The organism is Desulfosporosinus acidiphilus SJ4, assembly GCF_000255115.2.
Lineage (GTDB): Bacteria > Bacillota > Desulfitobacteriia > Desulfitobacteriales > Desulfitobacteriaceae > Desulfosporosinus > Desulfosporosinus acidiphilus.
The window spans coordinates 1,153,554-1,176,246 of record NC_018068.1 but is presented as its reverse complement, the minus strand read 5'-3'; the positions used below and the strand labels follow the sequence as shown (position 1 = coordinate 1,176,246).

Below are 22,693 nucleotides of genomic sequence, written 5' to 3'. Positions count from 1 at the left end.
AAAGTATACTAATTCTCTACTTATTAAAATAATATGTTATTTCTAGGTACTGCGTTAACAAACTTGGGCTTCTATGCTAAAAACAATTATGGATCTAATCTTCATGACCGATTGAGTAATTAAGACAAGGTAATTGAAACAATCTTTGATTTTTTAGAACAAAGTCTTTTTTACCTGAAAATTCTCTTGTATAATAGCTTGTGGCCAAAATCAATTACCATCTTAATACCATTATTCTTTTCTTGATGTTTCGCTGCGTTCCACTTTTCTTTTCCCATTAACTTTAAATTTCTAAAAAGATTATTATTAAAGGGGTGTGTCATCCTAAGATGAAACGAAAAATAATTACGATAAACCAGGAACTTTGCAACGGATGTAAACTCTGTATTAATGCCTGTCATGAGGGAGCTTTGCAATTAGTAGATGGTAAAGCAAAACTTATCTCTGAAAGCTATTGCGACGGTCTCGGTGACTGTCTGCCCGAGTGCCCCGCCGGGGCTATTACCCTAGAAGAACGTGAAACTGTCGAATATGATGAAGAGGCAGTCAAAGAGCATTTGAATAGAAATATGGCACAGCAAAATTTCACTTTAGCATCGGCTTCTCCGAGCACAGAATTCCCATCTCAGCTTTCACATTGGCCATGCCAGCTAAAATTAGTTTCCGTCGATGCCCCCTACTTGGATAACGCTCATTTATTACTAGCTGCGGACTGCACTGCTTTTGCTTATTCAAATATTCACCAAGAATTCATGCAGGGCAAAGTTACCTTAATTGCCTGTCCGAAACTAGATAGCGTCGACTACTCCGAAAAATTAACCGAAATTTTTAAACGACATCCTATAAGTAGTATTACGATCTTAAAAATGGAAGTCCCCTGCTGCGGTGGGCTTGTCAATGCCGCAAAAAAGGCGTTGGCTAACAGTGGTAAGTCAATTCCCGATAATGTCATTACCATCTCGACAAATGGTAGAATCATAATATAGTTGCAGCTATAGTTCTGTTCAGTTTTACTCCATTAGTACACCCACATTTGGAGGTACTCCTTCGATTTCTCAAACAAGGGACTGTAACAAAACTTGTTGGCACCTTCGTTGCATTCCCACTTTGTTTCCCTAATCATTAAAAAGGGCGTTGTCACTTCAATTGAAATGATAACGCCCTTGGCTAGTTTAACCCAATTTGGGCTGTTCGAGTTGAGTTTTACTCAACACCTGTTTTTACCCCGCATTGACTAACTATACTCTATTGCTCGAGACAGAGTAGCTGTCGCTAGAAGTATCTGTTCTTCGGTGGGTTCCGCAGTAACGATATATTTCTGAATAAATTCAGCAATATATGCTATCGGTTTAAAATGATATCTTTGAAAGTTCCGATTGAAAACCTCATAACTAATCGCTAACACCATTACTATTAATGGCAATGGCATGGTTATAAACGATAGTAAAATAGCTAGAGGGATTGCAATAACAGCCATATTTGTCCCGCAACGATTAGAAATCCGGCTGGCTGTTCTAACACTCATTATTGTAAGATCGTCTCCGTTAGTATAACTATTAAAGGCTTTGTGCTCTGCTCCATGAAACTGCCAAAGGCGTCTCAATAATACTACTAAAATTAAAAGGACCATAATATAGGCAGCGAGACAGGCCCAAATTGAGTCAAAACCACTAAAATCGCTAACAGGAAAAATCCGCTCCCATGGTATAGCAAGGAAGAGGATAATTTCCAGGAACAGCTTAAGATTAAGCCTTGCCAATGAAGAGACTCCGCGAAGGAAAGGAACCTTATCCATCAGCTTAAATAGTCGTATCCCCGGTAATTGACGTACACTTATGGAGACAGTTCCTTGGGTTAGCCTTCCGCGAACAACATGTGTGTTAGTGGCAAAGGTAACCCCATTTATATGTGCGCGCCCTCCTATAACCGCCAAATTCTCACCTTCATTTTACAAAGAAGTTTCCGAATATAACAAACGTTAATTATATCATACCACGGAACCGGAACCTGACATAGTTAACCTTAAGCTGTTCTCTTATCCATATAGGTTTTACTAAAATCCCTATAAGTTAAATTAGCCTTTTAGTATAAACTATTATACTTATTAACCAAGCATTAAGAGGGGGGACTCAATACACTTTACGGCGGCATTCGTGCGATTTTTCACATTTAACTTTTTATAAATACTCGAAAGATGGTTTTTAACAGTCTTTTCACTCAAGAATAGCTTTTGAGCAATAATTTTATTAGAACCTCCATTAACTAGCTCCTTCAGGACGAGCCTCTCCATTTCTGTTAATTTAGCGTCCTCCACTTATATAAACCCCCTAAAAGGAATTTTAGATCGAATTAAGTCATTTTTTGTTGGTTGATAATTTAATTATAGGAGTCCATTTCTCTACACTCAATTATCTCTGTTAGATAAAGTTTTCGAGCTAAAGCTTAATCTTTTTATCCCGGGAGGATAAAATACATACTATTTAGATCGGATTAAATGCGGGAAAGGGCTGCATACACTTATAACAGAATTATAGTTTGCAAGTACCAGCCCCTCTTTTCATTCGGTAACTGCTTTCGGTAAATTAATGTTGTACTGCCCTTATTGTCCGAATTAAATTTAGCGTCAAGCAAATACCAACCTTTTCAACCTTTTCAACCTTTCCCATACCCTTCTAACACCTTCGTCCATAACGCCGGATCCTCGATTCCTAATCGCCAAATGGCAACACCTTGCAAGTGAGTATTCTTCGCAAGACTAAGTTTTGCTGTGAGGCTGCGAACATCCTCTAAATATACTTCGTGACGCACATTGCCAACTGTATAAGCAAAATGCGGAACCTGTTGAGTCCTATCATACAGAATACTCACTTTATGCCCACTCGCTATACTCGTAGCTTTGGCATAAGTAAGGTAACTGGGTACAGTAGGGCTGTTCGAAGCCCAATCACTGGCATAAACAGGCAGTCCCATAATAATTTTTTCCTTAGGAATTTTACTGCTTGCGAAATCAATAACTCTATTGACCCAGCCTTGGGAAGCAATAGGGCCTTGCGTTGTTCCTATACCATGTTCTTCATAGGTCATTAAAACTATCTGATCTGCCGCCTGTCCAACGGCAGTATAATCGAAAGCACCTGTCCAAAGATCGTTTGGATCATCCTGATATTTTGCAGGAATTGAGACATTAAGAATCTTATTTTTTGCCTTTAGTGCGGTATGTAATTGATCTAAAAAAGCAGAGTAATTACTCCGATCGTTATCAGGGATTTTCTCGAGGTCAATTGATATTCCATCCCAATCTTCTTTAATACTCAAGTCAACCAGATTATTTATAAACTTAGAACGACTGGTTCCATTTGCCAACACTTGATGGGCCAATTGAGAGTTAAACCCTCCGGCCCCCATATTATGGACTAAAGCGTAAGCTTTGACCCCGTCTTTTTGGACAGTAGCCTTAAGACCTAAATCAACATTACCGGCTCGCTTGATTAGGCCGGTGCCATCGAAGGTGTACCAAAAAAATGCTACTTCATTGAGCTTTTTAATGTTACTCAGCATAGATTCTTTGGCATTCTGAGAATCTGTATAAAAACCTAAAACTACTGAACTTAACGCTTCTTTACGTGAGGCCTCTGCCAGCGGAGGTTGGCCCTTGGAACCTGTACAACCCACGAGAGCCTGACATAGAATTATGAAACTTATCAATAGCAACGTCAGATACCTTTTCATATGTTTGCTCCTTTGTCATATTTCGGTCATCTGACATTAGCTTTCCCTCTCTCAAATTTCTATATGTAATGAAGGCGGAGATTAAATATCCGATTAATGAACTGAAGGATATTTAAGATTATGATAATGGCGGGCACTTGTAACATTTATCTAAAAGTGCTCGCCCGTAGGTACTTCGTATCTGCCAATCAGGGATGGTGAGTCCAAAAAATGGCGTTTATCTTCTCCGGATCTAAACGTTCCGGCATAGCAATAAGCACAGTAATAAAGACATGTGTCATAAACCCCTATATCTTTGCTCGGAATACACCCACACTCTAATCGTTGTGACTTATCTTTAACACTTGCCGCCTTAACGCCAAATACACTTCGTATATATTGATCATCGATACATTTTCCTGGTGAGATATTGCAAGACTCCAAATCAACAGTTTCTGCACAGCTATATATCTCCATGCCGTTTTCTCCGGCAAGATCGGAGATGGCTTTCATCAATACCTTAATTTTCGAAATTCAACCCTTAGAAGGCCAATTATACAAAGATTTGACCTTTGAAATAATTTAATAAATTAATTAGTTTAGTATACCATTCAAATGCTTGATGTTGCTGGTTGTCAGTGAGGTTTACCGACGTCAGTATCAACAATATGGTATTATTGATAGCGAAGTTCCTGCATTTATCCTTCTAAGATGTTCATTGTTAATCCAAACCATAAATACAAATCATTGCAAAGACTATTTAAGATTGGAAATGGTGATATGAGATCGTATTATTCGTATGCGGTAACCGAGAAACATCAGGGCCTGACGGTTGAGGCTTATTTAAAGCAAGTTCTCAGTTACTCGGGAAGAACCCTTCAGAAACTGACTCGGCAAAGGGGAATTTTACTGAACAAAAAAACCACCTTTCTTCAGAAGCATGTTAAATCCGGAGATATTCTACAAGTCCTCTCCTTTGAGGATACATCGTATGGGGTGGTACCGGAGCCAGGACCCATCGAAATATTGTATGAAGACAGTTTTTTGATTGTCCTCAACAAACCCTCTGGACTCTTGGTACATCCTGCAGGGCAAACTTCCCATGGAACGTTAAGCAACTACCTTGCCTGCCATTATCAGCAGCAAGGAGCAATTCATGCAATTCGCCCACTCCATCGCTTAGACAGAGAAACCTCCGGGTGCATCCTATTTGCCAAAGACAGTCATACTCAAACCCAATTAGAGACGCTTCTTAAAGAAGGAAGGATAAAACGAACTTACCAGGCTATTGTAAGTGGAATTGTCGATCCTCCAAGCGGAACAATCACTCTGCCTATTGGCCCACATCCTACTAAACCGAACCGCAGGGCTGTAGGCCCTGTCGGAGACCAGGCAGTTACCCATTACGAGACAATTCGAAACTATCCTGGTTACTCTCTGCTAAAACTAACACTGGAAACCGGCAGAACACATCAAATCCGAGTTCATTTGAGTCATTTAGGTCACCCGATCGTTGGGGACAGAATGTACGGAAAGGGTTCAATGCTTATTGCCGGCCAAGCTCTACATGCGGCTGCCCTGACCTTTCCCCATCCTTCTGAACAAAGAATAATTTCCTTAGAAGCGCCGTTTCCGGCAGATTATTTACGTGTCCTTGAAAAACTTATCCTCAATGACACTAATCTCCTCTAAGCGAATACTCAAACACTCGTAAAAAGCCGATTTTCTATTTGATAAATATGTCTGCTCAATTTTCCGGATATGTAATTAATATGCATTCCATATCTATATCTATCTTCATCCTTTATAGACCATAAAACTCTTGCCGAGATCGATTTATACAATGTATCTCCTAATGTTATATCAAATTCAAGGAGAGCCCCTTCCTTAAATTCAACTTCCGTGGTAATACACAAACCTTCTCTTGAAATATTCATAACCTGTATTTCTAAAAGGGGGGCATAAACAACTACCTTTCCTTCCGAAATACATTTCGTACACTGAATTATTGTATTATAAGTTAGTCTCACATCACTGCGCGCATCTTCTTTATCCGGCATCTTTTAAAATACTCCCCCGCACTTCGTACTCTTTAAAGTGGCCCTCTGCTCCTTCGAATTTTTTAACCTCTACTTTGTATTTATCTATTTTTTAAGACCCCATAAATTTACGCTTGTGCTTGCCATTTGACCTTTACGTTAACATTATACCTAATAACCGGGCAGCTAAAGAACTGTTTTTTGTCAAGCTACCGAGAATTTTTTACTTTTCCGTAAAACAAGAAGAAGGATTTAGTGCAAATAGTACAGAATTTTTTGATTAGTCAATTTTTAAGGGTTTAAATTCTTTAGGGGGGTTGAAATATGAAGGCTCTTTTTAATCGCCATTGGTATACTGAAGTGCGAAGAAATGGTGATAGTTTACTCGAGGCACAGACCAGTTATGTTGACACGCACCGAGAAGCTGCAGCACTACTGCTGGTTGATAGTAATTCGTTCAGAATAAGAGAAGCATTATGGGAGGAGCAAAGATCATCTCATCCCATTCGTACTCGCTCACTCCAAGTCATACCCCTGCTTGGTGCAGAAGCTTATTTTAGCTCCTCTGGTGTCCTGAAAGAAACAGCTGCTTTTCTCGAAGACCCACTTGCGGTGTCTCTCTTTGCTGAAACAATTAAAGGAATTATTCAATCCGAAACGTTTCTCCTCAAGGAACGAGGCTATGCTTCCGAAGAAGATTATGAACACCAATGGATTAACTTCTATTCAGGCTCCTGCCGCTACTATAGCAATTTAGACAGAATCACGAAAACTTGGTTTGACCATATCGGAGAAAGTAACCGCAATGGAAATTTATTTATACGGTTCAAAACACAAAGTCTTTCTGAACTAGGGGAGAACCGTTATTTATTACTTGGTAATTTAAGTGATTCTTTCCACGAGGTTAACGTACAGCTAACGTTAAATGGTTTTACTGTTGAAGAGGCGGATGGAGTTCTTTTAAGATCTCCGGATTTGGTTTGCCGCGAGTCCTCAGCAATGCTGTCCAATCTCTGCGGCATCCCCTTAAAAAAAATAAATAAGAAAGAACTCGCTAATATTCTAGGGAATGGGCAAGGATGTGTACACCTCATTGATTTAGTCTATGATTGCGCTCAAATCTTGAAATTCGCCTGGTTAGAAAAATACCCGCCACAACTCTAACGCGGACGGGTAATTAACTATTAAGTTCCTGCTAAGGAACCTGATAAAATCTTTTGCTAGTTATTTGTGTGAAGAAAATACAAAAGATTAAACTTTTTTCCAAGAATTATTGGTGGCACTTGTTGGGACTTTCTTTTTATCGTTATCAGAATTAGGACGATTGTCATCGAGATTAGCAGCATGAGTTCTCGACTTATCAGTCTTTTTATTGCCCAAAACACATTTCTCCTTTCCACATCTCAGTCTTGTTCATTTAGGTTGCCCTAACAAGCGAAACAAGATACATAGATTTTAAGGTTTAACCTTTTCCGAAAGAACACTTAACTTTTGAAAAACACGCTGCTCTATATAATTAAAAACCTGTCGAGTATCCTCCGTAGTCGGAATAAAGACCTTAAATCTTTCAAAGTATTGTTTGCTTTGAGCAATTTTCAAGGAAATCGGGAAAGATAAATCTAGCAGCCAGGACAATCTGATTAATTTAATATCTAATGGATTTTTGACAGTCGTGTAGGAAATCTGTTTTCCGTTTAAAATACTCTCGATGATATTTGTAGAATAACGTGTATCCTCGCTGTTGGTCTCTACCGCCAGGTATGGAGTTTTAGAAGGATTCTCATAAAAACTAATAATTTGCTCAAAGATATCTAATTTATCGGCATCTCGTATCAATCTGCAAAACATTAAGGTAACATCACTAAGGTTCTCTTCGATCACACGCTGGTTGTGATTTCTAATTGCTGAGCTAATGATTTCCTTTTCCGATTCGTTGGTACGGTCATTAAGAATCTTTTCTCGTTCTAATGTCAATAAGCCCAACATGGCATGATCTTCACTTAAATGATCCTTAAACGTATGATATTTTGAGTATTGTTCAAAACGGCCAACATCATGCAATAACCCTATTACCTCGGCCAATATCATTTGGTTCTTAGGTAACTGAAGGTCCCGGCCAATCATTAGCATGTAATCCCTAACTCTAAAGGAATGCTCTCTTTTATACCTTATATTAGCCGCCACTTCGGGGTCCTCAGAAGTAAAACAGTTGGTAAATTGTTCAAACCAAGCGTTTAAGAAAAGAACATCATTCTTGGTCATGATAAATACTCCTCGTTAAAAACTTCTATATCCTAAGTCAGTTTGGTTGGCCCGTTTGCAATCCCCTTGCAGACAGGTCTACTCCGACACTGCTGCTATTTTTTATCTATTTCAGCTTGTATTTTCAGATCTCTATGCAGTCCAACCCATTTCATAGCCCAGTTTTGCAATTCGTCAAAAACAGGAATAAGGTCTTCCCCTTTAGGACTTAAGCTGTATTCGATACGAACAGGCATTTCCGGATAAACCTGTCGACTTATAATCCCCTCACACTCCAATTCCTTTAAACGCTCGGTCAATACTTTACCGCTGACACTAGGTATTGTTTCTGTCAATTCCTTGAAGCGCTTCGGCCCTGTTTGTAAGACTCGAATTATTAAGCCCGTCCATCGTTTACCAATTAATTCAAAGGCAGATTCAAATTTCGGACAGAGATGATAGTCTTCCATCGTAGACACCTTCCGTTTCTACTATACTAACAGTGTATCACATTTACTCACTTGACGACAGTAGTTATCTTATAGTATGATACTTACATAAGGTAACTAACTTTGGGGATATTTCTCTAAAATTGATCGGCAAAATACCCTATGCAGGTGAGATGCGGTAAACTTTAGTTTAACTTTCAACCCGAGTAAGCTTCAGCAAAATATTATCTGTTTTTGTTAGGTATAGATTAATTTACCGTTTAGAAAAGGAAATTTTTTTAATAAAATACAGACATATTAAGCTGAGAACCTTATTTATAAAGAATAAAGAGGAGTTGATTGTTTCATGATAACAGGAGATATGTCAATCACTGAAGTTGTTGAAAAGTATCCTAAAGCAGCAGATATCCTGCTTAGCTACGGAATGCATTGTTTCGGATGTATGGCCGCACGTTTTGAAAATTTGGAGCAAGGAGCTTTGGCCCACGGGATTGATGTTCCTCATTTACTCAAAGATCTTAACGATGCTATCACTCATTAACTACAAACCTTTTACCTAAGCCATAAAATTTCCAAGCCTTCCACATAATTATATAGGTGGAAGGCTCTTTTGATGTAGAAACTCTTTGCAATAAATTATCCGTGTGACTTCTACTCCAAGCAGGAGCGATTCCCATTACCTTAAGCTCCGATAAGCATATCCTTTTTCAAAATATGTTCTAGTACCCAATCAAACACAAAGGTTAAAATTTCGCGGATATGTTTGTCCTGGTCTTGATCAATTTCTTCAAAATCTATTTGTTCAATTTTTTGAATGAAGTCATCATGTTCAACTTTTTGGCTAAAATACCGAGGATATTTTATTTCCAGCATATAATCTTCCTCAGCTTTAAAATGATACTTTGTATAATCACTCAGTTCGTGGATGATCGCTATGATTTTATCATACTTGTCAACATACAAATAATTTTCTAATAAGTCGTATATTCTATTTCCTATTTCAAAAAGGTGCTTATGTTGTTCGTCAATATGTTCTACTCCTATTGAATATTCCTCTTTCCAGACTAACAATGATCTCAATCCTTTCGTAAATTAAAATATTTTCAAACTATAGCACTGATATGCATATTATACAATAAAACGATAATATTCACATGATTTCTAAGACAACTTTACTAAGTATCCTATAAACTAGGTGTTTTCCCCATTTACATTCGTCGGTGGTACCACTTAGGACATGGGGGGGGATATTGTAAAGAAAACTTAGCTGGCGCTGAGCCTCCGGCGAAAGCGGCAGCTAAGTTGCACTTATGCCAGAAGACGAAGACACTGTCTTCGCACGAATTAGCTCTTCTTGCAGTATACAACCAAAGGTTATACTTTCTGATAGTACAAGAAAAATCCGGCTTTAAGCCGGATCATTAATTAACTAACAAAATTGATACCTTGAATAATACATTCTTTTAAGGAAGAACAAAAGGGGGGGTACCATTATCTTTCTTCTCTGATCGTTTCTTCATTTTCGCCTTATTTTTCGGACTTTTATCACCCATTTCGACCACCTCCTATCCTACATTTACCATAGTATTACTAACAGAACATTTTTCCATACATAAAAGTCTATTTATATCCAATTCTTCTTCGATTACCTAAATCCAAAATCTATTATCGGTTGTTAATTAAGTTAACAATTCTAAGTTCTTTACTCCATTCACTCAACTTCTTTGTTTTGTTCCGCATGTTCAAATTCACTTGCATAGCTTAACCCCCATTTACAGAGAGTATCTAGGATTGGCAAGAGACTTTTTCCGGCATCAGTTAGGGAATATTCGACCTTGGGGGGGATTTGCGTATAGATCAATCGCTTGACCAGTCCACTATCTTCTAATTCTCTTAACTGCTGAGTCAGCATTTTAGGAGTAATACTAGGCAAAACCTTTCTCATCTCATTATATCTTAAGGTTTTATCGCCTAAATGCCAGAGTATTAGGGCTTTCCACTTTCCACCTATCAAAGCTAACGTTAATTCCATTGAACACTGGTATTCATTATTCTTAAACTTAATCATCTTCGAACTCTCCTTAAACGTTAAATTTTGCAGAATGAGGGTGTAAAGTTGATACTCGACTTAAAAGACATGGCAATAAGATACTTAGTATATAGTTTAATACTATAGCACTCAAAAGTACGTACTTGTCAATTTAGAGTATATTGTTTAATATTATACCAAGCAACTATTCAAAAATATAGAAGAGGAGCGTTCAAATTATGAAAGTTGTTGCATTTAATGGCAGCCCTCGAGCCAATGGAAATACTGCCCAAAGCCTTAAAATGGTCTTGGCTGAATTAGAGAAGGAAGGCATCGAGACAGAAATCGTCCAATTGGGAGGGCGTAAAGTCTTTGGTTGTTTGGCTTGCGGTCAATGTGGAAAAAACAAAGATAACCGCTGTGCACGCAAGGACGATGAAATGAATACCTTCATTGAAAAGATAGAAAAAGCTGATGGCATTATCATTGGTTCCCCCACCTACTTTAGTAATGTCAGTACTGAAGTAAAAGCTTTAATCGATCGATGTGGATATGTTGCAAAATCCAACGGAGGCTCTTTACTCAGAGGAAAAGTTGGAACAGCTGTGGTTTCCGTGCGCAGAGCAGGTTCAACCTTTACATATTCGGCTATTAACTTCTTTTTTGGTATCGCCGAAATGACAATTTGCTCTTCAAGCTATTGGAATATGACCCTATCGCGTGACCCGGGAGACGTCCAAAAGGATGAGGAAGGAATTCAGACTTTCCAGGTCCTCGGCCAAAATATGGCAAAGCTTCTAAAGCAAGTTCGTTAAGCGTGTAAGGGGGACGGTCCTTCTGACACAAAATGTGTCAGAAGGACCGTCCCCTCTCCGCATTCACCCTCTCCGCATTTTCTATTTCAACATGTGCGTTGGCGATAATTAAAATGTTCTTTGGCCTTTACCATAGACACGATAATTTCATTCGTGGGGACGGACACTCCTGATTCATGAGCTAGTTTAACCACGGCACCATTGAGAGATTCAATTTCTGTACGGCGGCCACTCTGAATATCTTGAAGCATTGAAGCGTGATGGGCGGATGTCGGAGGGATCAAGTTCTGATAGAAGTTTTCCAGATAACTTTGAGCATCAGACCAAAATGTTACGATTCCCCTCGCTTTAAACAAGTTAAAAATTTCTTCAATAATCTTATTCATGAGATCCCTGGTAATGGGTTCTTCAGCCAGTTGACCATAACTCACTTCAAAGATCGCACCAAGGGAGTTAAGCGCTGAGTTATAAATGATTTTTCCCCAAATATATTTCATGATTTCAAGGGAAGACTTTGTGGGAATGCCTGCTTTAGTAAAAATCCCTGCATACTCATCAAGAAACTCATGAGGTATAAGATTTTTGGGTGACCCTAAAACTACATCATCTGCTATTACTGTAACGATTGACTCCCCCGGAGCAACCAGCTCTGCTCCAAAAATTACTCTCCCTAGTATAATTCTATCTTCGGAAATATAGTTCGCTGCCGATTCAAAATTTCCATAGCCATTTTGCAGGAGAAACACATGAGTATTATCTCCAACGAGATGGGAAATATTTTTGGCGATTTCTTCAGTTGCAAAGGTTTTTACGGTGACAATAATCATTTCGAATTGATCACGATCGAGTTCTGCGACCTCAGATACCATTCCACTAAGTTTAGCGCTATGTTCTCCCCAAATACCTGTAACTTTAACACCATTGTTTCTAATCTTATCTAAAATAGCGGGTCTACCTACTCCTGTCACTTCGTGCCCCGCCAAACTTAAAAAACAGGAATATGCTGTTCCTAACGCACCCAGACCGATTACCAAAACCTTCACAAATGTCCCTCCTTGAAATACAATCGTCTATCAATCAATTTACTCTTAATAAATTATCACACTAAACCTGATAATGGAAGCTCACAAGGCGTGAAAGGGTCCTTTTGACACATGTGTCAAAAGGACCCTTTCACGCTTTCACCTCTTCACGCTCACACCCACGCCCGGCCCCCTTTCGCCTTTTCACGCTCTGAAGGTCAGCCTTTCCCCATTCCAAAACCTATTACAGGGCCGTGAGAAACAAAGTTTCAACACGGCCCTTTCACTCGAGTTATATAGTTTACTTAGCTAAATTAGGCAACGCCTTTTTAATCATATCCAACACCGTTGGGTCTGTGATTTCGACATTTTTAGTCGTTGGATTAACTTTTGTTGCAGACTCTGGAACAGCTGTGAAACTATGGTCGGCAGTGATGTGGTTATAGGGATCAGACTTATTATCCCACATGATTGTTTTTACATCGTAGTTTTTCCCTGCATGACAAGTGGCACAAATATCATTTGGATTGGTTTTCCTCAGTAATCCGCCGTTAGCATCAGGAGCATGATATTGGTGACAGGTCAAGCATCCGTTAATCATACCCGTTGTATTATGCTTACTGAACGTAAAGTCGCGTGTTCCGTAGTGGTTTGTGGTTATAATTGCACCAGTCTTCGGATCTTTCGTAGGATCACTATTGTGGCACTTTAAGCAAGTATCTGAAGTGGGCAAAGGCATAGTCGCTTTCTTTTGATCGTCCGAGGTTGCTGCAACATGCGCGCTGCCAGGTCCGTGACATGATTCGCAGGTAATCGTTAAATCTGGTGAACCTGCTTTTCCCATACTAGGGCTATGGCATTCGAGACAGGAATAATCTTCCGCAGACCAGTTTTGAGTTCCTTTGACAAGACCTGCACTTTGGATCTTGTAAGTTCCGTCTGGGTTTTTGCTGACCTTTCCTACCCTGTAATATTGTTTGGCAAAACCGGCTGTCTTAGGAATTTGAGCAATAACATATGTGTCCATTTGAACTCCAAGTGCTTTACTCAAATCAACTGTTGTAGATTTAGCGTCATTAGCAGCTCCATCATAGACGGTAACTGTACTATAGGTTTTGTCAAATTTATAAGCCGATAATGGTTTAAAGGACTGAAAATGAGCTGTTTTATCATAGTTGGTTTTCTTATGACAAGATAGACAAGTTTGTTCTCCTACGTAAGTTGGATTGGTGTTAGAAGTCTGCGTTACATTGGGTGTCGTTTGGGGCGAAGTTGGTGCAGGTGCAGGAGTCTGATTATTACAGGCTGCAATGAGGGTGATTATAACTAAAGTCAAGATCGAAAAAACAAGAATTTTAAGACGACGCACTAAAAATTACCTCCTTCACTGGTTCCTTAATCATCCATAGTTTACCGAAAATAGATCCTTTTATACTTTCTTTTAAGATTAACAATGGCGATGTTTCCAAGAGTTATTTAAAAGAGTTATTTACATATTTTTTGCAAGTTCATGCAACAATAAGTCAGTAGAAGAAGACAATATGTTTCATAAAGAGGATGATGACAATGGCACCAAATGAAGGACAGCCCGCCAAAGCCAGTAAAACTCAAAAAACCGTGCTAATTGGATTAATTGTACTTGTAGTATTGCTCGTTGGAGCTTACGCAGGAATGCACTACACTTCTCGTCCACAATTCTGTACGTCTTGTCATGAAATTGCCCCCCAAGTGGCCTCTTGGGAAAAAGGCCCTCACAAAACAGTAGAGTGCCTAAATTGTCATGCTGCGCCTGGGAACATCGGCTACATAGTGCGTAAAGTAAGCAGTTATAAAGAACTTTACCTGCATTTCACTCATCAAGTTCCGGCTCAAATAGCATGGACCCCTCATATCGATGCTTGTTTGTATTGCCATAGCGGCAAAGACAGTGCTTACCCAAATGCTAAAAATATTACCCTTGCCCCCGGTTCTGCTCCAAATGCCCCGCCTATCAGCCACCAACCCATGATTTCCGGTAATGTTAACTGTATCTCTTGTCATGGTAATGTGGGTCATGCATCAACATCAACCACTACTCAGTAATTTGCACAGGAGCATAGGGGCCTAATAGGACAAAAATCCCTCTGGTTTGCTTTCCGGAGGGATTCTGATTTTCAATTACGTTATCGATTTCCCGGCTAAATTTCAAAGAATAGCGTTATGAAATTTACAATTATTCCGCAAAATTCCGGGAGAATATGGGGATGTTCAGGGCGCCAATCCGGAGGAAAACGAATAAATAGTTAGTCATAAATACCTAGGATTATTAAAACGGGATCAGAAGTTGTTAATAGAATATACTGATTATTAATTTATATTTAATAAATTTGAGTTATCGAAATTAGGTAAATAATTTTGATAACTCATTTCATTATTTGTGAAAATGTGCTAAACTTTACTAAATGAATGTTCATTCATAAACCCGTGCTACTTTAACTTCTCAGTCTATTCAGGCATAAACGTTATAGGTATGCTCTTATTTTAAAAGAAATTATTTGAAATGGCAGGCGACTATAATGCAAGAAAATTCCGGAATGATCTTTGAAGATGTTAAAAAGTGCGTCGATGAAGTAATTGATTACATAGGCAAAGATATCGTTTTTTCTATGACCCTTGCTCTAGGGAAACCCATTCTCTTTATAAATGAGCTTTATAGGAGAGCAAAGCAAGATCCCGAAATTAAACTTAAAATTTTAACGGCACTTCCTCTTGAAAAGCCACGAGGCAGCAATGAACTTGAAAATAGATATTTGAAATCGTTAGTTAACAGAATTTTTGCAGGCGTACCGGATATAGAGTATATGCTCGATTTCCGAGCCGGAAAACTCCCTGCTAATGTTGAAGCCTATGAGTTTTTCAGTAAGGCAGGCGGATATTTAAATAACCCGCAAGCACAGCAGAACCATATGTCCACTCATTATACCCATGCCTGCCGAGACGCTATGGCCCTTGGGGTCAACGTATTCGGGCAGCTTCTGGGTTATCGGGAAATTGACGGCAAAACAATGTATTCCATGGGGTGCAATACTGACATTTCTTTAGAAGCTCTAAGAACCTTCCAAGAACGAAGAGCCAAGGGAGAGAAGGTCGTCCTGATTGGCGAAGCAAATAAAAACATGCCTTTTATGTATGGAGATGCCGTCGTTGAAGGAAGCAGCTACGACATGATTCTTCAAGGACCTGATTTTAATTATGAACTTTTTGCCCCGCCAAAAGATTCTGTTTCTTTGTCTGACCATATGATTGGAATCAATGTCAGTACCTTAATCAAAGACGGCGGGACCATTCAAGTTGGTATTGGGGCCCTTGGTGATGCCATTGTTTCAGGCCTTATCCTGCGCAATGAACAAAATGAATTATATCAAGAAATTCTCGAAAAAACCGGAATTAAAAAGCGATATAGTAAGCTGATTCAAAACTGGGGAGATACGGGTGTTTTTGAGAAGGGACTCTACGGTTCTTCAGAGATGTTTGTAGACGCCTTCCTGCAAATGTACAAAAGCAAGATTTTAAAACGCCAGGTCTTTGAAAACATCCCACTCATGAAACTCATCAACGCCGGAAAACTTTCACCGGAAAATATCCCATCAGATATCATTGATCAATTAATTGCCATGAAGGCTATCAATACAAAGCTTAATGAAAATGACTTTAACTTTTTAATAAAGTTCGGAATACTAAAAAAAGGACTCGTTTTAAACAATGACGTCATAATGGATAAAGAGACTGCCTATTCGACGGATCTCAATGAAGAACATAACCGTTCGGAGATACGAAGATTACTCGGCAATAAGTTACTGGGCGGACAGGTTATTCTCGGAGCTTTCTTTGTTGGACCTAAAGCATTTTATAATGCATTAAATGAGATGAGTGAAGATGAAAGGCAGCTTTTTGGCATGTCCGGGGTGGAAAAAGTTAATCAGCTTTACGGTGATGAAGAGTTGAGGAGCCTGCAGCGTAAGGATGCACGTTTCATTAATACAGGCATGATTGCAAGTATCCTGGGAGCCATCGCTTCTGATCAACTTCAGGACGGCCGTGTTGTCAGCGGCATTGGGGGGCAATATAACTTTGTAGCTATGGGACATGCGCTCCCCGATGCCCGGGTCATCATGATGATAAAAAGCACAAAAGGTTCCGGGAAAAACCTCAAATCTAATATTGTATTTAGTTATGGTCATTGCTCCATTCCCAAGCACATGAAAGATATTATTGTTACCGAGTATGGCATTGCAGATATCCGAAGCAAACCCGAAAAAGAAGTGATTGCTGAATTGATTAATATTGCTGATTCGCGATTCCAAGGACAATTGCTGGCTCAGGCAAAAAAAGCCGGTAAAATACCTCTCGATTATGAAATTCCGATGGAATATCGCAATAATACTCCTGCTAAAATTGCTTCGTTACTCAAACCCTACCAAGCACAAGGTGTATTTAAACCCTTCCCTTTTGGGACGGACTTAACGGAAGATGATATCATTTTAGGCGGTTCCCTTAAAACATTAAAAAACCTTGCTAAAGAACATCGAATAAAAATGGCAAAAGGAATACTTCTAGAATTGTTTAGGCCGATTCCGAAATCGGTCGAAAGTCATATAAAACGAATGGAACTCTCCGCCCCTGCCTCAATAAAGGAGAGACTCTTAAGAAAAGCAATAATTTATGCCTTGAGGAATAGTATCCCAGATTCCAACAGACTTTCAAAGTATCCAATGAATAACAACAAACAACTCCATGCTAAATAACCAAAAAAGGAAATAAACTGAGTGAACTCGTTCAACTAAACCTGAACATCGGTGCTTCGGTGACGAAAGTGTCCTGTGGACCGCTGCCTAGGGAATAGCTAATGCTATCGCGCTGAAGAATGGACTCTTCCCCCACCGAAGTAAAGAACCGGGACCACTCCCACTTACAAGAAGTGGAAGTCTCACGATTGGATCAATATAATGGATCCTTTGCATAATGAGTATTTACACGTTTTAATAAATAAAACCCTGCATATAAGTGGATGATTAAACCACAATTTATGCAGGATTTTGTTTAATTGGGGGAGCTTATGCATTTTGCAACAGTCCCTGGTATATAGATATTATCCTATTTCAAATTAGGCATTATTGTTTCCTTATACTAAAACGATTCTCTTGTCATAGATAACCTAAAGCAACAGGATTCATTTACTTGGCATTAACACTTAAGTTGCTGTGATCTTCTAATTCATTATAATCTTTACTTAATATTTCCGAAAGCAACTCGCGATCATGAAGTAAATCGGTTAAACGACGTTCATCTTTTGTTTGAGTAGAATGAGCATTGGTTAAAATACTTAAAGGACGATAAACCGGGGCATCTTGGATTTTTAAGGTTTTAAATATTTTTTGATCATAATCTTTCCGAACAGTCAATGACGAAATGATCGTTATGCCTAATCCTGCCGCAACCACTTGTTTAATAGCCTGGGTACTTCCTAACTCCATTGTAACATTTAATTGCGAGGGATCGAGCCCTCTCTCTTTAATAGCGTTTTCCATGACTTTACGTGTCCCTGACCCAACCTCTCTGGCAACTAAGCGCTCATAGGGGAGTTCAGAGAGAGCAATGCTTTTTCTTGTAGCCCAGGGATGAAAATATGGCAGGACAACTACTAACTCATCTTCCCAAAAACTCTCCACATTCAAATCTTTGTGATGCGGTACAGGGCCTTCAATTAGGCCTATATGAATTTTCTTCTCCAGAACATCTTGCGTAATCGAGCCGGTATTGGCAATCTTAACTTTAAAATCAACCCCAGGGTGGGTTCTAAATAAAAAGGCTAAAATATTGGGGAGGATATACTCTCCGATAGTTAAAGTAGCACCGAGAGTTATTAATCTCCGCTGATCTTTAGCCAAAGCGCATATTTGTTCCTTGGCATTAGCCAGAATCCCCAAAACACTGCGAACGTGTTTATAAAATATTTCACCCTCTTTTGTTAGGGTGACCCCTTTATTAGTCCTGTCAAAAAAGCGGGCACCATAATGATTTTCCAAATTTTGAATCTGCAAACTTATACTTGGTTGACTCATATGAAGGTTTTTGGAGGATAGTGTTATATTTTTGGTTTCGGCCACTTCTTTAAAGACAAGAAAGTGTTGTTCCATGGTGCAGTATCTCCCTTCATGCTTCCCGAGTTCATTATATCATTTCATTTCGCTGAAACTCCCTATTTTTCCTTCCCTCTGGCGCGAAATATTGGAAGGAAATATCTTTTAACTAAAAAAAGGGCTGTAACCAAAACTTGTTGGCCTCCGCATTGCATTCCCACTTTTGCTTCTCTAATCGCTAAAGAAAGGCGTTGTCACTCCACTATAGTAGTGGAATGATAACGCCTTTGGCCATTTGCCCCCCCCCTTTGGGTTTTCCAAGTTAAGTTTTTACACAACCCCTTTTCTACGCTGATCTAGATCGCTATGGTAGACTCGGCTTTAGGGGTTTTCTTAGTCAGAGCATTAATATAAGCTTTGGCACTGGCTTCTATCACATCTGTAGAATATCCTTTGCCGACCACTAACTGACCATCCTCGTAACGCATCTTAACAGTAGCCTCTCCAAGCGCCTCACTGCTTCGCGTTACGGAATTGAGAGTATAGTGTTCTAAAGTTGCTTTATTGCCTGTTATTCTGTCGATGGTATTAAACAGCGCATTTACCGGACCATTGCCGCAGGCAGCATCAGTTATTGTTTTTCCTTCGAATTCCAAGGTTACTGTAGCTGTAGCCATTCCGACTCCAGAGGTGGCAATAGACATACTTTGGAATACTATGCTGTTCCCCGTGTCATCTGAATCACCCATCAAAACATAGAGATCCTGATCAAAGACCTCTTTTTTCTGATCTGCCAAAAGTAAGAACCTCTGATAAACGTCATCCAAATGGGTCCCTTCAATCTTATATCCCAATTCCTCAAGACGAAATTGCAAAGCATGTCTTCCTGAGCGGGCAGTAAGATTAATATTATTCTTGGGAACACCGATGGTCTCCGGTTGGATAATCTCGTAAGTCTCCCTATCTTTCAAGACTCCGTCTTGATGTATCCCTGAAGCATGATTAAATGCGTTAGCCCCTACAATTGCTTTATGATCCGGAATAGTAACTCCGGTAATGCGAGAAACCAGTCGGCTTGTCGCTGAAATTTCACGATGATTTATGCTGCTTTCAACTCCGTATCCGTCGCGCCGGGTAAAGATAGCCATAATGACTTCTTCAAGAGATGTATTTCCTGCCCTCTCGCCAATTCCATTAATCGTTCCTTCCACTTGGCGGGCACCCGCTTTAATTCCAGCAAGAGAATTCGCCGTGGCCATCCCCAAATCATTATGGCAATGGACACTGACAATTGCTTGATCAATATTCTTGACGTTTTTGATGATAAAACTAATAAGATCACCGTATTCCCAGGGACTTGCATATCCTACTGTATCCGGCAAATTCACGACCGTGGCCCCTGCCGAAATAACTGCTTCAATAACTTTTGCTAGAAATTTCGGTTCTCCACGAAAAGCATCTTCCGCATAAAATTCGACATCACTGACATACTTCTTCGCATACTTTACTGCAAAAACCGCCTGCTCGATAAGTCTATCAGGAGTTAAGTTAAGCTTTTTGGCCATATGAATTGGTGATACTCCAATTCCGGTATGAATTCTCGGATATTCTGCTTTGCGTAAGGCATCAGCACATAGATCAATATCATTTGCTACTGCGCGTGTTAAACCGCAAATAGTAACACCTTTTATCTCCTTAGCCATGGTTTGAACAGATTCGAAATCCCCTGGCGAGGAAGCCGGAAAACCAGCTTCGATAATATCAACACCGAGCTTGACCAACTGATGGCCAATTTCCAGTTTTTCCTTAACATTAAGAGTTATCCCTAGAGATTGCTCTCCATCGCGAAGCGTTGTATCAAAAACATATAACTTTTCCATGATAGAAACCTCCTTAAAATAATCAAACCCTTCGTCTCTGCTTGAGACGAAGGGTTAATTCGCGGTACCACTCAAATTGACAACTAAAGTTGTCTTCTCGGCCAGATACGGGATCTCTTAGATGTTGATGGTTCAACACAATGATCCGATATCCTCTTCCTTTTAACGGTGGAAGATCCGTCCGAGCCTACTTTAATAAATTGAATTTCGGTCGGCTACTCGAGGAAGAGTTCTAATTCTATCCCATGACTGCCTTGCACCAACCGCCAGCTCTCTAACACGGAATCTGAATTGTAATAGTTCCTCTCATCGTCATTTTAGCATTTTTAACTATATTGACACTTCTTCATATAATTGTCAAGTATATTTTATAATTTTACCCCAAGGAATACCCTCTGATCTATAACAATTCCCTAAGACCTAGGCATTAAACCGATAACCCGCACCCCACAATGTTTCTATATATTCCGGATTCGATGGATCTCTTTCAATCTTTTTTCTGATCTTCTGAACATGGACAGAAACTGTTGCGGTATCTCCGAAGTACTCATCTCCCCAGATCGTAGCAAGAAGATGTTCTTTGCTGAAAACAATATTAGGATTTGTGGCAAAGAAAACTAGAAGCTCATATTCAGTGGTTGTCAATAGAACCTCCTTGCCATTGACAAAAACTTTACGAGATGCTGTATTAATTTCCAATCCCCGATGGTTGATCACTTCAAGAGCAACGGCTCTGCCTTTGAGTCGTTCATACCTGGTGATATGTGATTTAACCCTTGCAGTCAGCTCGGCGGGACTAAAAGGTTTTGTCAAGTAATCATCGGCTCCAAACCCCAACCCCCTAATCTTATCGATGTCTTCATTTTTGGCAGAAACGATAATGACTGGAATTTCAAATTTTTCACGTATTTCTTTCGTGATTTGGTATCCATCTTTGCCAGGCAGCATTAGGTCAACGATAATTACGTCGTAACGACCGGTTAAGGCTTTTTTTAAGCCTTGAATCCCATCTTGGACAATTTCTGTATCATACCCGTTTAAGCAGAGATAGTCCCGCTCTAATTCAGCAATATTCAAATCATCTTCAATAATTAAAATCCGCTTCATTCAAGGCCTCTTTCATTCCGATTGTTCTCCATAATCGGAAGTTTTATCGAAAAACATGTACCTTCCTGCTCAATGCTGGAAACTGACAGAGTACCCCCATGGGCTTGAACGAGTTCCTTTGCAATCGCGAGGCCAAGTCCGGTACTCATTAAGTCTTTTGTACGTTCGCTGTCTATCCTATAAAACCTGTTAAATATATAGGGAAGTTTATCTGCTGGAATTCCCGGTCCATTGTCCTCAACATCAATAACAATAACATTATCCTTTCGCTTAAGGGTAATGTTAATCATTAATTCCTTATCTACACCGTATTTGACGGCATTTCCAATAATGTTTTTAAAGGCTTGATTTATCCGTTTTCTGTCGATAAAAAGTTCGCAGTCACCTGCCATTTTATTGTGATAATCAAATTTGATATTTCGTTCCTCCAATTCGAATTTAAATTCCTCCATAAGATCTTCCATAAAAGCTCGTATACAAATAATTTCAAATTTAAACTCCAACTTTTGCATATCTAACTTTGAAAACAGGAAAAGATCATCAATTAGCTTATCTATATAAACAGTATTTTGATAAATTGTCTTAAGATACTTGTTAACTTTCTCAGGGGAACTGACAACTCCGTCTAATATTGCCTCCAAATAGCCTTGAACCGACGATATAGGAGTTTTAAGATCATGGGAAATATTAGCAATTAAAGTCTTGCGATTTTCTTCATACTCTAATTTCATCTTCTCACCGACTTGTAATTTTAGAGCCATTTCATTAAAAGAATCCACCAATAATCCGATAAACCCGAGATCACAACTCTCATCACTTTCGATTTGAACATAATAATTTCCTTGAGCGATTTCTTCTACTCCGTTTTGAAGTTTAAGAATAGGCTTAAATATTCTCTTTTCTAATCTCCACAAAAAAATAAATTGCAAAATTTCCTTAATTATAATAAATATTGCAAAGAATATGCTGATTGAGCGAATTCCTACCCACTTGAAGAGCAGACCGAGAATGATTAAATTGAAGATAATGCTCATGGGGCGAAGAAAGCGCAGTGACCTATGATCTCGTTTAAATTGTCTGTGTTTTACCCAAAACTCCGATTGTCGGTAAAGTTGGTGCTGCTGCTTATGGAATTCCCGATGTCGCCGGCGAAATTCCTGATGTTTTCTGATATGAACTCTCTTATGGTGTTCAATCTTTATATATAGGCGTTTAAATAAGCTCTTAAGCAATTTGATCACCATTTTCTTAACCTTTTCCTTAACTGCAGAAGATTTGTGTTCA

General features: G+C 39.3%; 23 protein-coding genes and 1 other annotated feature. Of the genes, 7 read left to right on the top strand and 16 right to left on the bottom strand.

Annotated elements, in window-relative coordinates:
- The first annotated feature begins 329 nt into the window (after positions 1–329).
- Positions 330–986: an ATP-binding protein gene (locus DESACI_RS05375; protein WP_014826156.1), complete on the top strand. Its 657-nt coding sequence runs from the start codon at positions 330–332 to the stop codon at positions 984–986.
- Between the two features lie 248 nt (positions 987–1,234).
- Here the strand turns inward: DESACI_RS05375 and DESACI_RS05370 are convergent, their stop codons facing one another.
- From DESACI_RS05370 to DESACI_RS05355, 4 genes are all read right to left on the bottom strand, one after another.
- Complete coding sequence (locus DESACI_RS05370; RefSeq protein ID WP_014826155.1) at positions 1,235–1,933, bottom strand: DUF1385 domain-containing protein; 699 nt, start codon at positions 1,931–1,933, stop codon at positions 1,235–1,237.
- 171 nt (positions 1,934–2,104) lie between these two features.
- Entirely contained in the window at positions 2,105–2,314 is a 210-nt protein-coding gene (locus DESACI_RS05365; protein WP_049804033.1) for a response regulator transcription factor, read from the bottom strand.
- Positions 2,315–2,652: 338 nt separating this feature from the next.
- On the bottom strand, positions 2,653–3,729 hold the full coding sequence (locus DESACI_RS05360) for a glycosyl hydrolase family 18 protein (protein WP_014826154.1): 1,077 nt from the start codon (positions 3,727–3,729) through the stop codon (positions 2,653–2,655).
- A 150-nt stretch (positions 3,730–3,879) separates the two neighbouring features.
- Positions 3,880–4,221: a DUF1848 family protein gene (locus tag DESACI_RS05355; protein WP_049804032.1), complete on the bottom strand. Its 342-nt coding sequence runs from the start codon at positions 4,219–4,221 to the stop codon at positions 3,880–3,882.
- 267 nt (positions 4,222–4,488) lie between these two features.
- Here DESACI_RS05355 and DESACI_RS05350 point away from each other — a divergent pair, with 267 nt between their 5' ends.
- On the top strand, positions 4,489–5,400 hold the full coding sequence (locus tag DESACI_RS05350; RefSeq protein WP_014826153.1) for an RluA family pseudouridine synthase: 912 nt from the start codon (positions 4,489–4,491) through the stop codon (positions 5,398–5,400).
- A gap of 8 nt (positions 5,401–5,408) precedes the next feature.
- Here the strand turns inward: DESACI_RS05350 and DESACI_RS05345 are convergent, their stop codons facing one another.
- Positions 5,409–5,768, bottom strand: coding sequence for a PilZ domain-containing protein (locus DESACI_RS05345; protein WP_014826152.1), 360 nt, complete (start codon positions 5,766–5,768; stop codon positions 5,409–5,411).
- A 303-nt stretch (positions 5,769–6,071) separates the two neighbouring features.
- On the opposite strand from DESACI_RS05345, the gene DESACI_RS05340 reads away from it, so the two are divergent.
- Positions 6,072–6,911, top strand: coding sequence for a DUF2889 domain-containing protein (locus tag DESACI_RS05340; RefSeq protein WP_014826151.1), 840 nt, complete (start codon positions 6,072–6,074; stop codon positions 6,909–6,911).
- An 87-nt stretch (positions 6,912–6,998) separates the two neighbouring features.
- On the opposite strand, the gene DESACI_RS25365 is transcribed toward DESACI_RS05340, so the two are convergent.
- The 3 genes from DESACI_RS25365 to DESACI_RS05330 all read right to left on the bottom strand — a co-directional run bounded on the left by DESACI_RS25365 (position 6,999) and on the right by DESACI_RS05330 (position 8,458).
- On the bottom strand, positions 6,999–7,127 hold the full coding sequence (locus DESACI_RS25365; RefSeq protein ID WP_282434153.1) for a hypothetical protein: 129 nt from the start codon (positions 7,125–7,127) through the stop codon (positions 6,999–7,001).
- Positions 7,128–7,202: 75 nt separating this feature from the next.
- Positions 7,203–8,009, bottom strand: coding sequence for an HD domain-containing protein (locus tag DESACI_RS05335; protein WP_014826150.1), 807 nt, complete (start codon positions 8,007–8,009; stop codon positions 7,203–7,205).
- 95 nt (positions 8,010–8,104) lie between these two features.
- Positions 8,105–8,458 carry a winged helix-turn-helix transcriptional regulator gene (locus DESACI_RS05330; protein WP_014826149.1) on the bottom strand — a complete coding sequence of 118 codons (354 nt, stop codon included), beginning with the start codon at positions 8,456–8,458 and terminating at the stop codon, positions 8,105–8,107.
- 325 nt (positions 8,459–8,783) lie between these two features.
- Between DESACI_RS05330 and DESACI_RS05325 the strand changes: the two genes are divergently transcribed.
- Positions 8,784–8,978 (top strand): DUF1858 domain-containing protein, encoded by a 195-nt coding sequence (locus DESACI_RS05325; protein ID WP_014826148.1) that lies wholly within the window; start codon positions 8,784–8,786, stop codon positions 8,976–8,978.
- Between the two features lie 140 nt (positions 8,979–9,118).
- On the opposite strand, the gene DESACI_RS05320 is transcribed toward DESACI_RS05325, so the two are convergent.
- On the bottom strand, positions 9,119–9,508 hold the full coding sequence (locus DESACI_RS05320; RefSeq protein ID WP_014826146.1) for a bacteriohemerythrin: 390 nt from the start codon (positions 9,506–9,508) through the stop codon (positions 9,119–9,121).
- A gap of 640 nt (positions 9,509–10,148) precedes the next feature.
- On the bottom strand, positions 10,149–10,505 hold the full coding sequence (locus DESACI_RS05315) for a winged helix-turn-helix transcriptional regulator (RefSeq protein WP_014826144.1): 357 nt from the start codon (positions 10,503–10,505) through the stop codon (positions 10,149–10,151).
- Positions 10,506–10,705: 200 nt separating this feature from the next.
- Here DESACI_RS05315 and DESACI_RS05310 point away from each other — a divergent pair, with 200 nt between their 5' ends.
- Positions 10,706–11,281, top strand: a complete 576-nt coding sequence (locus DESACI_RS05310) for a flavodoxin family protein (protein ID WP_014826143.1) — start codon at positions 10,706–10,708, stop codon at positions 11,279–11,281.
- An 86-nt stretch (positions 11,282–11,367) separates the two neighbouring features.
- Here the strand turns inward: DESACI_RS05310 and DESACI_RS05305 are convergent, their stop codons facing one another.
- Both DESACI_RS05305 and DESACI_RS05300 read right to left on the bottom strand, forming a co-directional pair.
- A complete protein-coding gene (locus DESACI_RS05305; protein WP_014826142.1) occupies positions 11,368–12,324 on the bottom strand; it encodes a ketopantoate reductase family protein in 957 nt (318 codons plus the stop codon).
- 280 nt (positions 12,325–12,604) lie between these two features.
- Complete coding sequence (locus DESACI_RS05300; RefSeq protein WP_014826141.1) at positions 12,605–13,672, bottom strand: cytochrome c3 family protein; 1,068 nt, start codon at positions 13,670–13,672, stop codon at positions 12,605–12,607.
- Positions 13,673–13,869: 197 nt separating this feature from the next.
- Between DESACI_RS05300 and DESACI_RS05295 the strand changes: the two genes are divergently transcribed.
- On the top strand, positions 13,870–14,385 hold the full coding sequence (locus DESACI_RS05295) for a cytochrome c3 family protein (RefSeq protein WP_014826140.1): 516 nt from the start codon (positions 13,870–13,872) through the stop codon (positions 14,383–14,385).
- Between the two features lie 473 nt (positions 14,386–14,858).
- The gene (locus tag DESACI_RS05290; RefSeq protein WP_014826139.1) at positions 14,859–17,087 is read left to right on the top strand and encodes an acetyl-CoA hydrolase/transferase C-terminal domain-containing protein; all 2,229 of its coding nucleotides are present in this window, start codon (positions 14,859–14,861) and stop codon (positions 17,085–17,087) included.
- A gap of 429 nt (positions 17,088–17,516) precedes the next feature.
- On the opposite strand, the gene DESACI_RS05285 is transcribed toward DESACI_RS05290, so the two are convergent.
- From DESACI_RS05285 to DESACI_RS05270, 4 genes are all read right to left on the bottom strand, one after another.
- Positions 17,517–18,479: a LysR family transcriptional regulator gene (locus DESACI_RS05285; RefSeq protein ID WP_014826138.1), complete on the bottom strand. Its 963-nt coding sequence runs from the start codon at positions 18,477–18,479 to the stop codon at positions 17,517–17,519.
- Between the two features lie 299 nt (positions 18,480–18,778).
- Positions 18,779–20,302, bottom strand: a complete 1,524-nt coding sequence (locus tag DESACI_RS05280; RefSeq protein ID WP_014826137.1) for a 2-isopropylmalate synthase — start codon at positions 20,300–20,302, stop codon at positions 18,779–18,781.
- 39 nt (positions 20,303–20,341) lie between these two features.
- Positions 20,342–20,621, bottom strand: a binding site (T-box leader).
- A 101-nt stretch (positions 20,622–20,722) separates the two neighbouring features.
- Positions 20,723–21,409 carry a response regulator transcription factor gene (locus DESACI_RS05275; protein WP_014826136.1) on the bottom strand — a complete coding sequence of 229 codons (687 nt, stop codon included), beginning with the start codon at positions 21,407–21,409 and terminating at the stop codon, positions 20,723–20,725.
- A complete protein-coding gene (locus DESACI_RS05270) occupies positions 21,406–22,653 on the bottom strand; it encodes a HAMP domain-containing sensor histidine kinase (RefSeq protein ID WP_014826135.1) in 1,248 nt (415 codons plus the stop codon). Before DESACI_RS05270 ends, DESACI_RS05275 begins: the two co-directional genes overlap by 4 nt.
- Positions 22,654–22,693 lie beyond the last annotated feature (40 nt).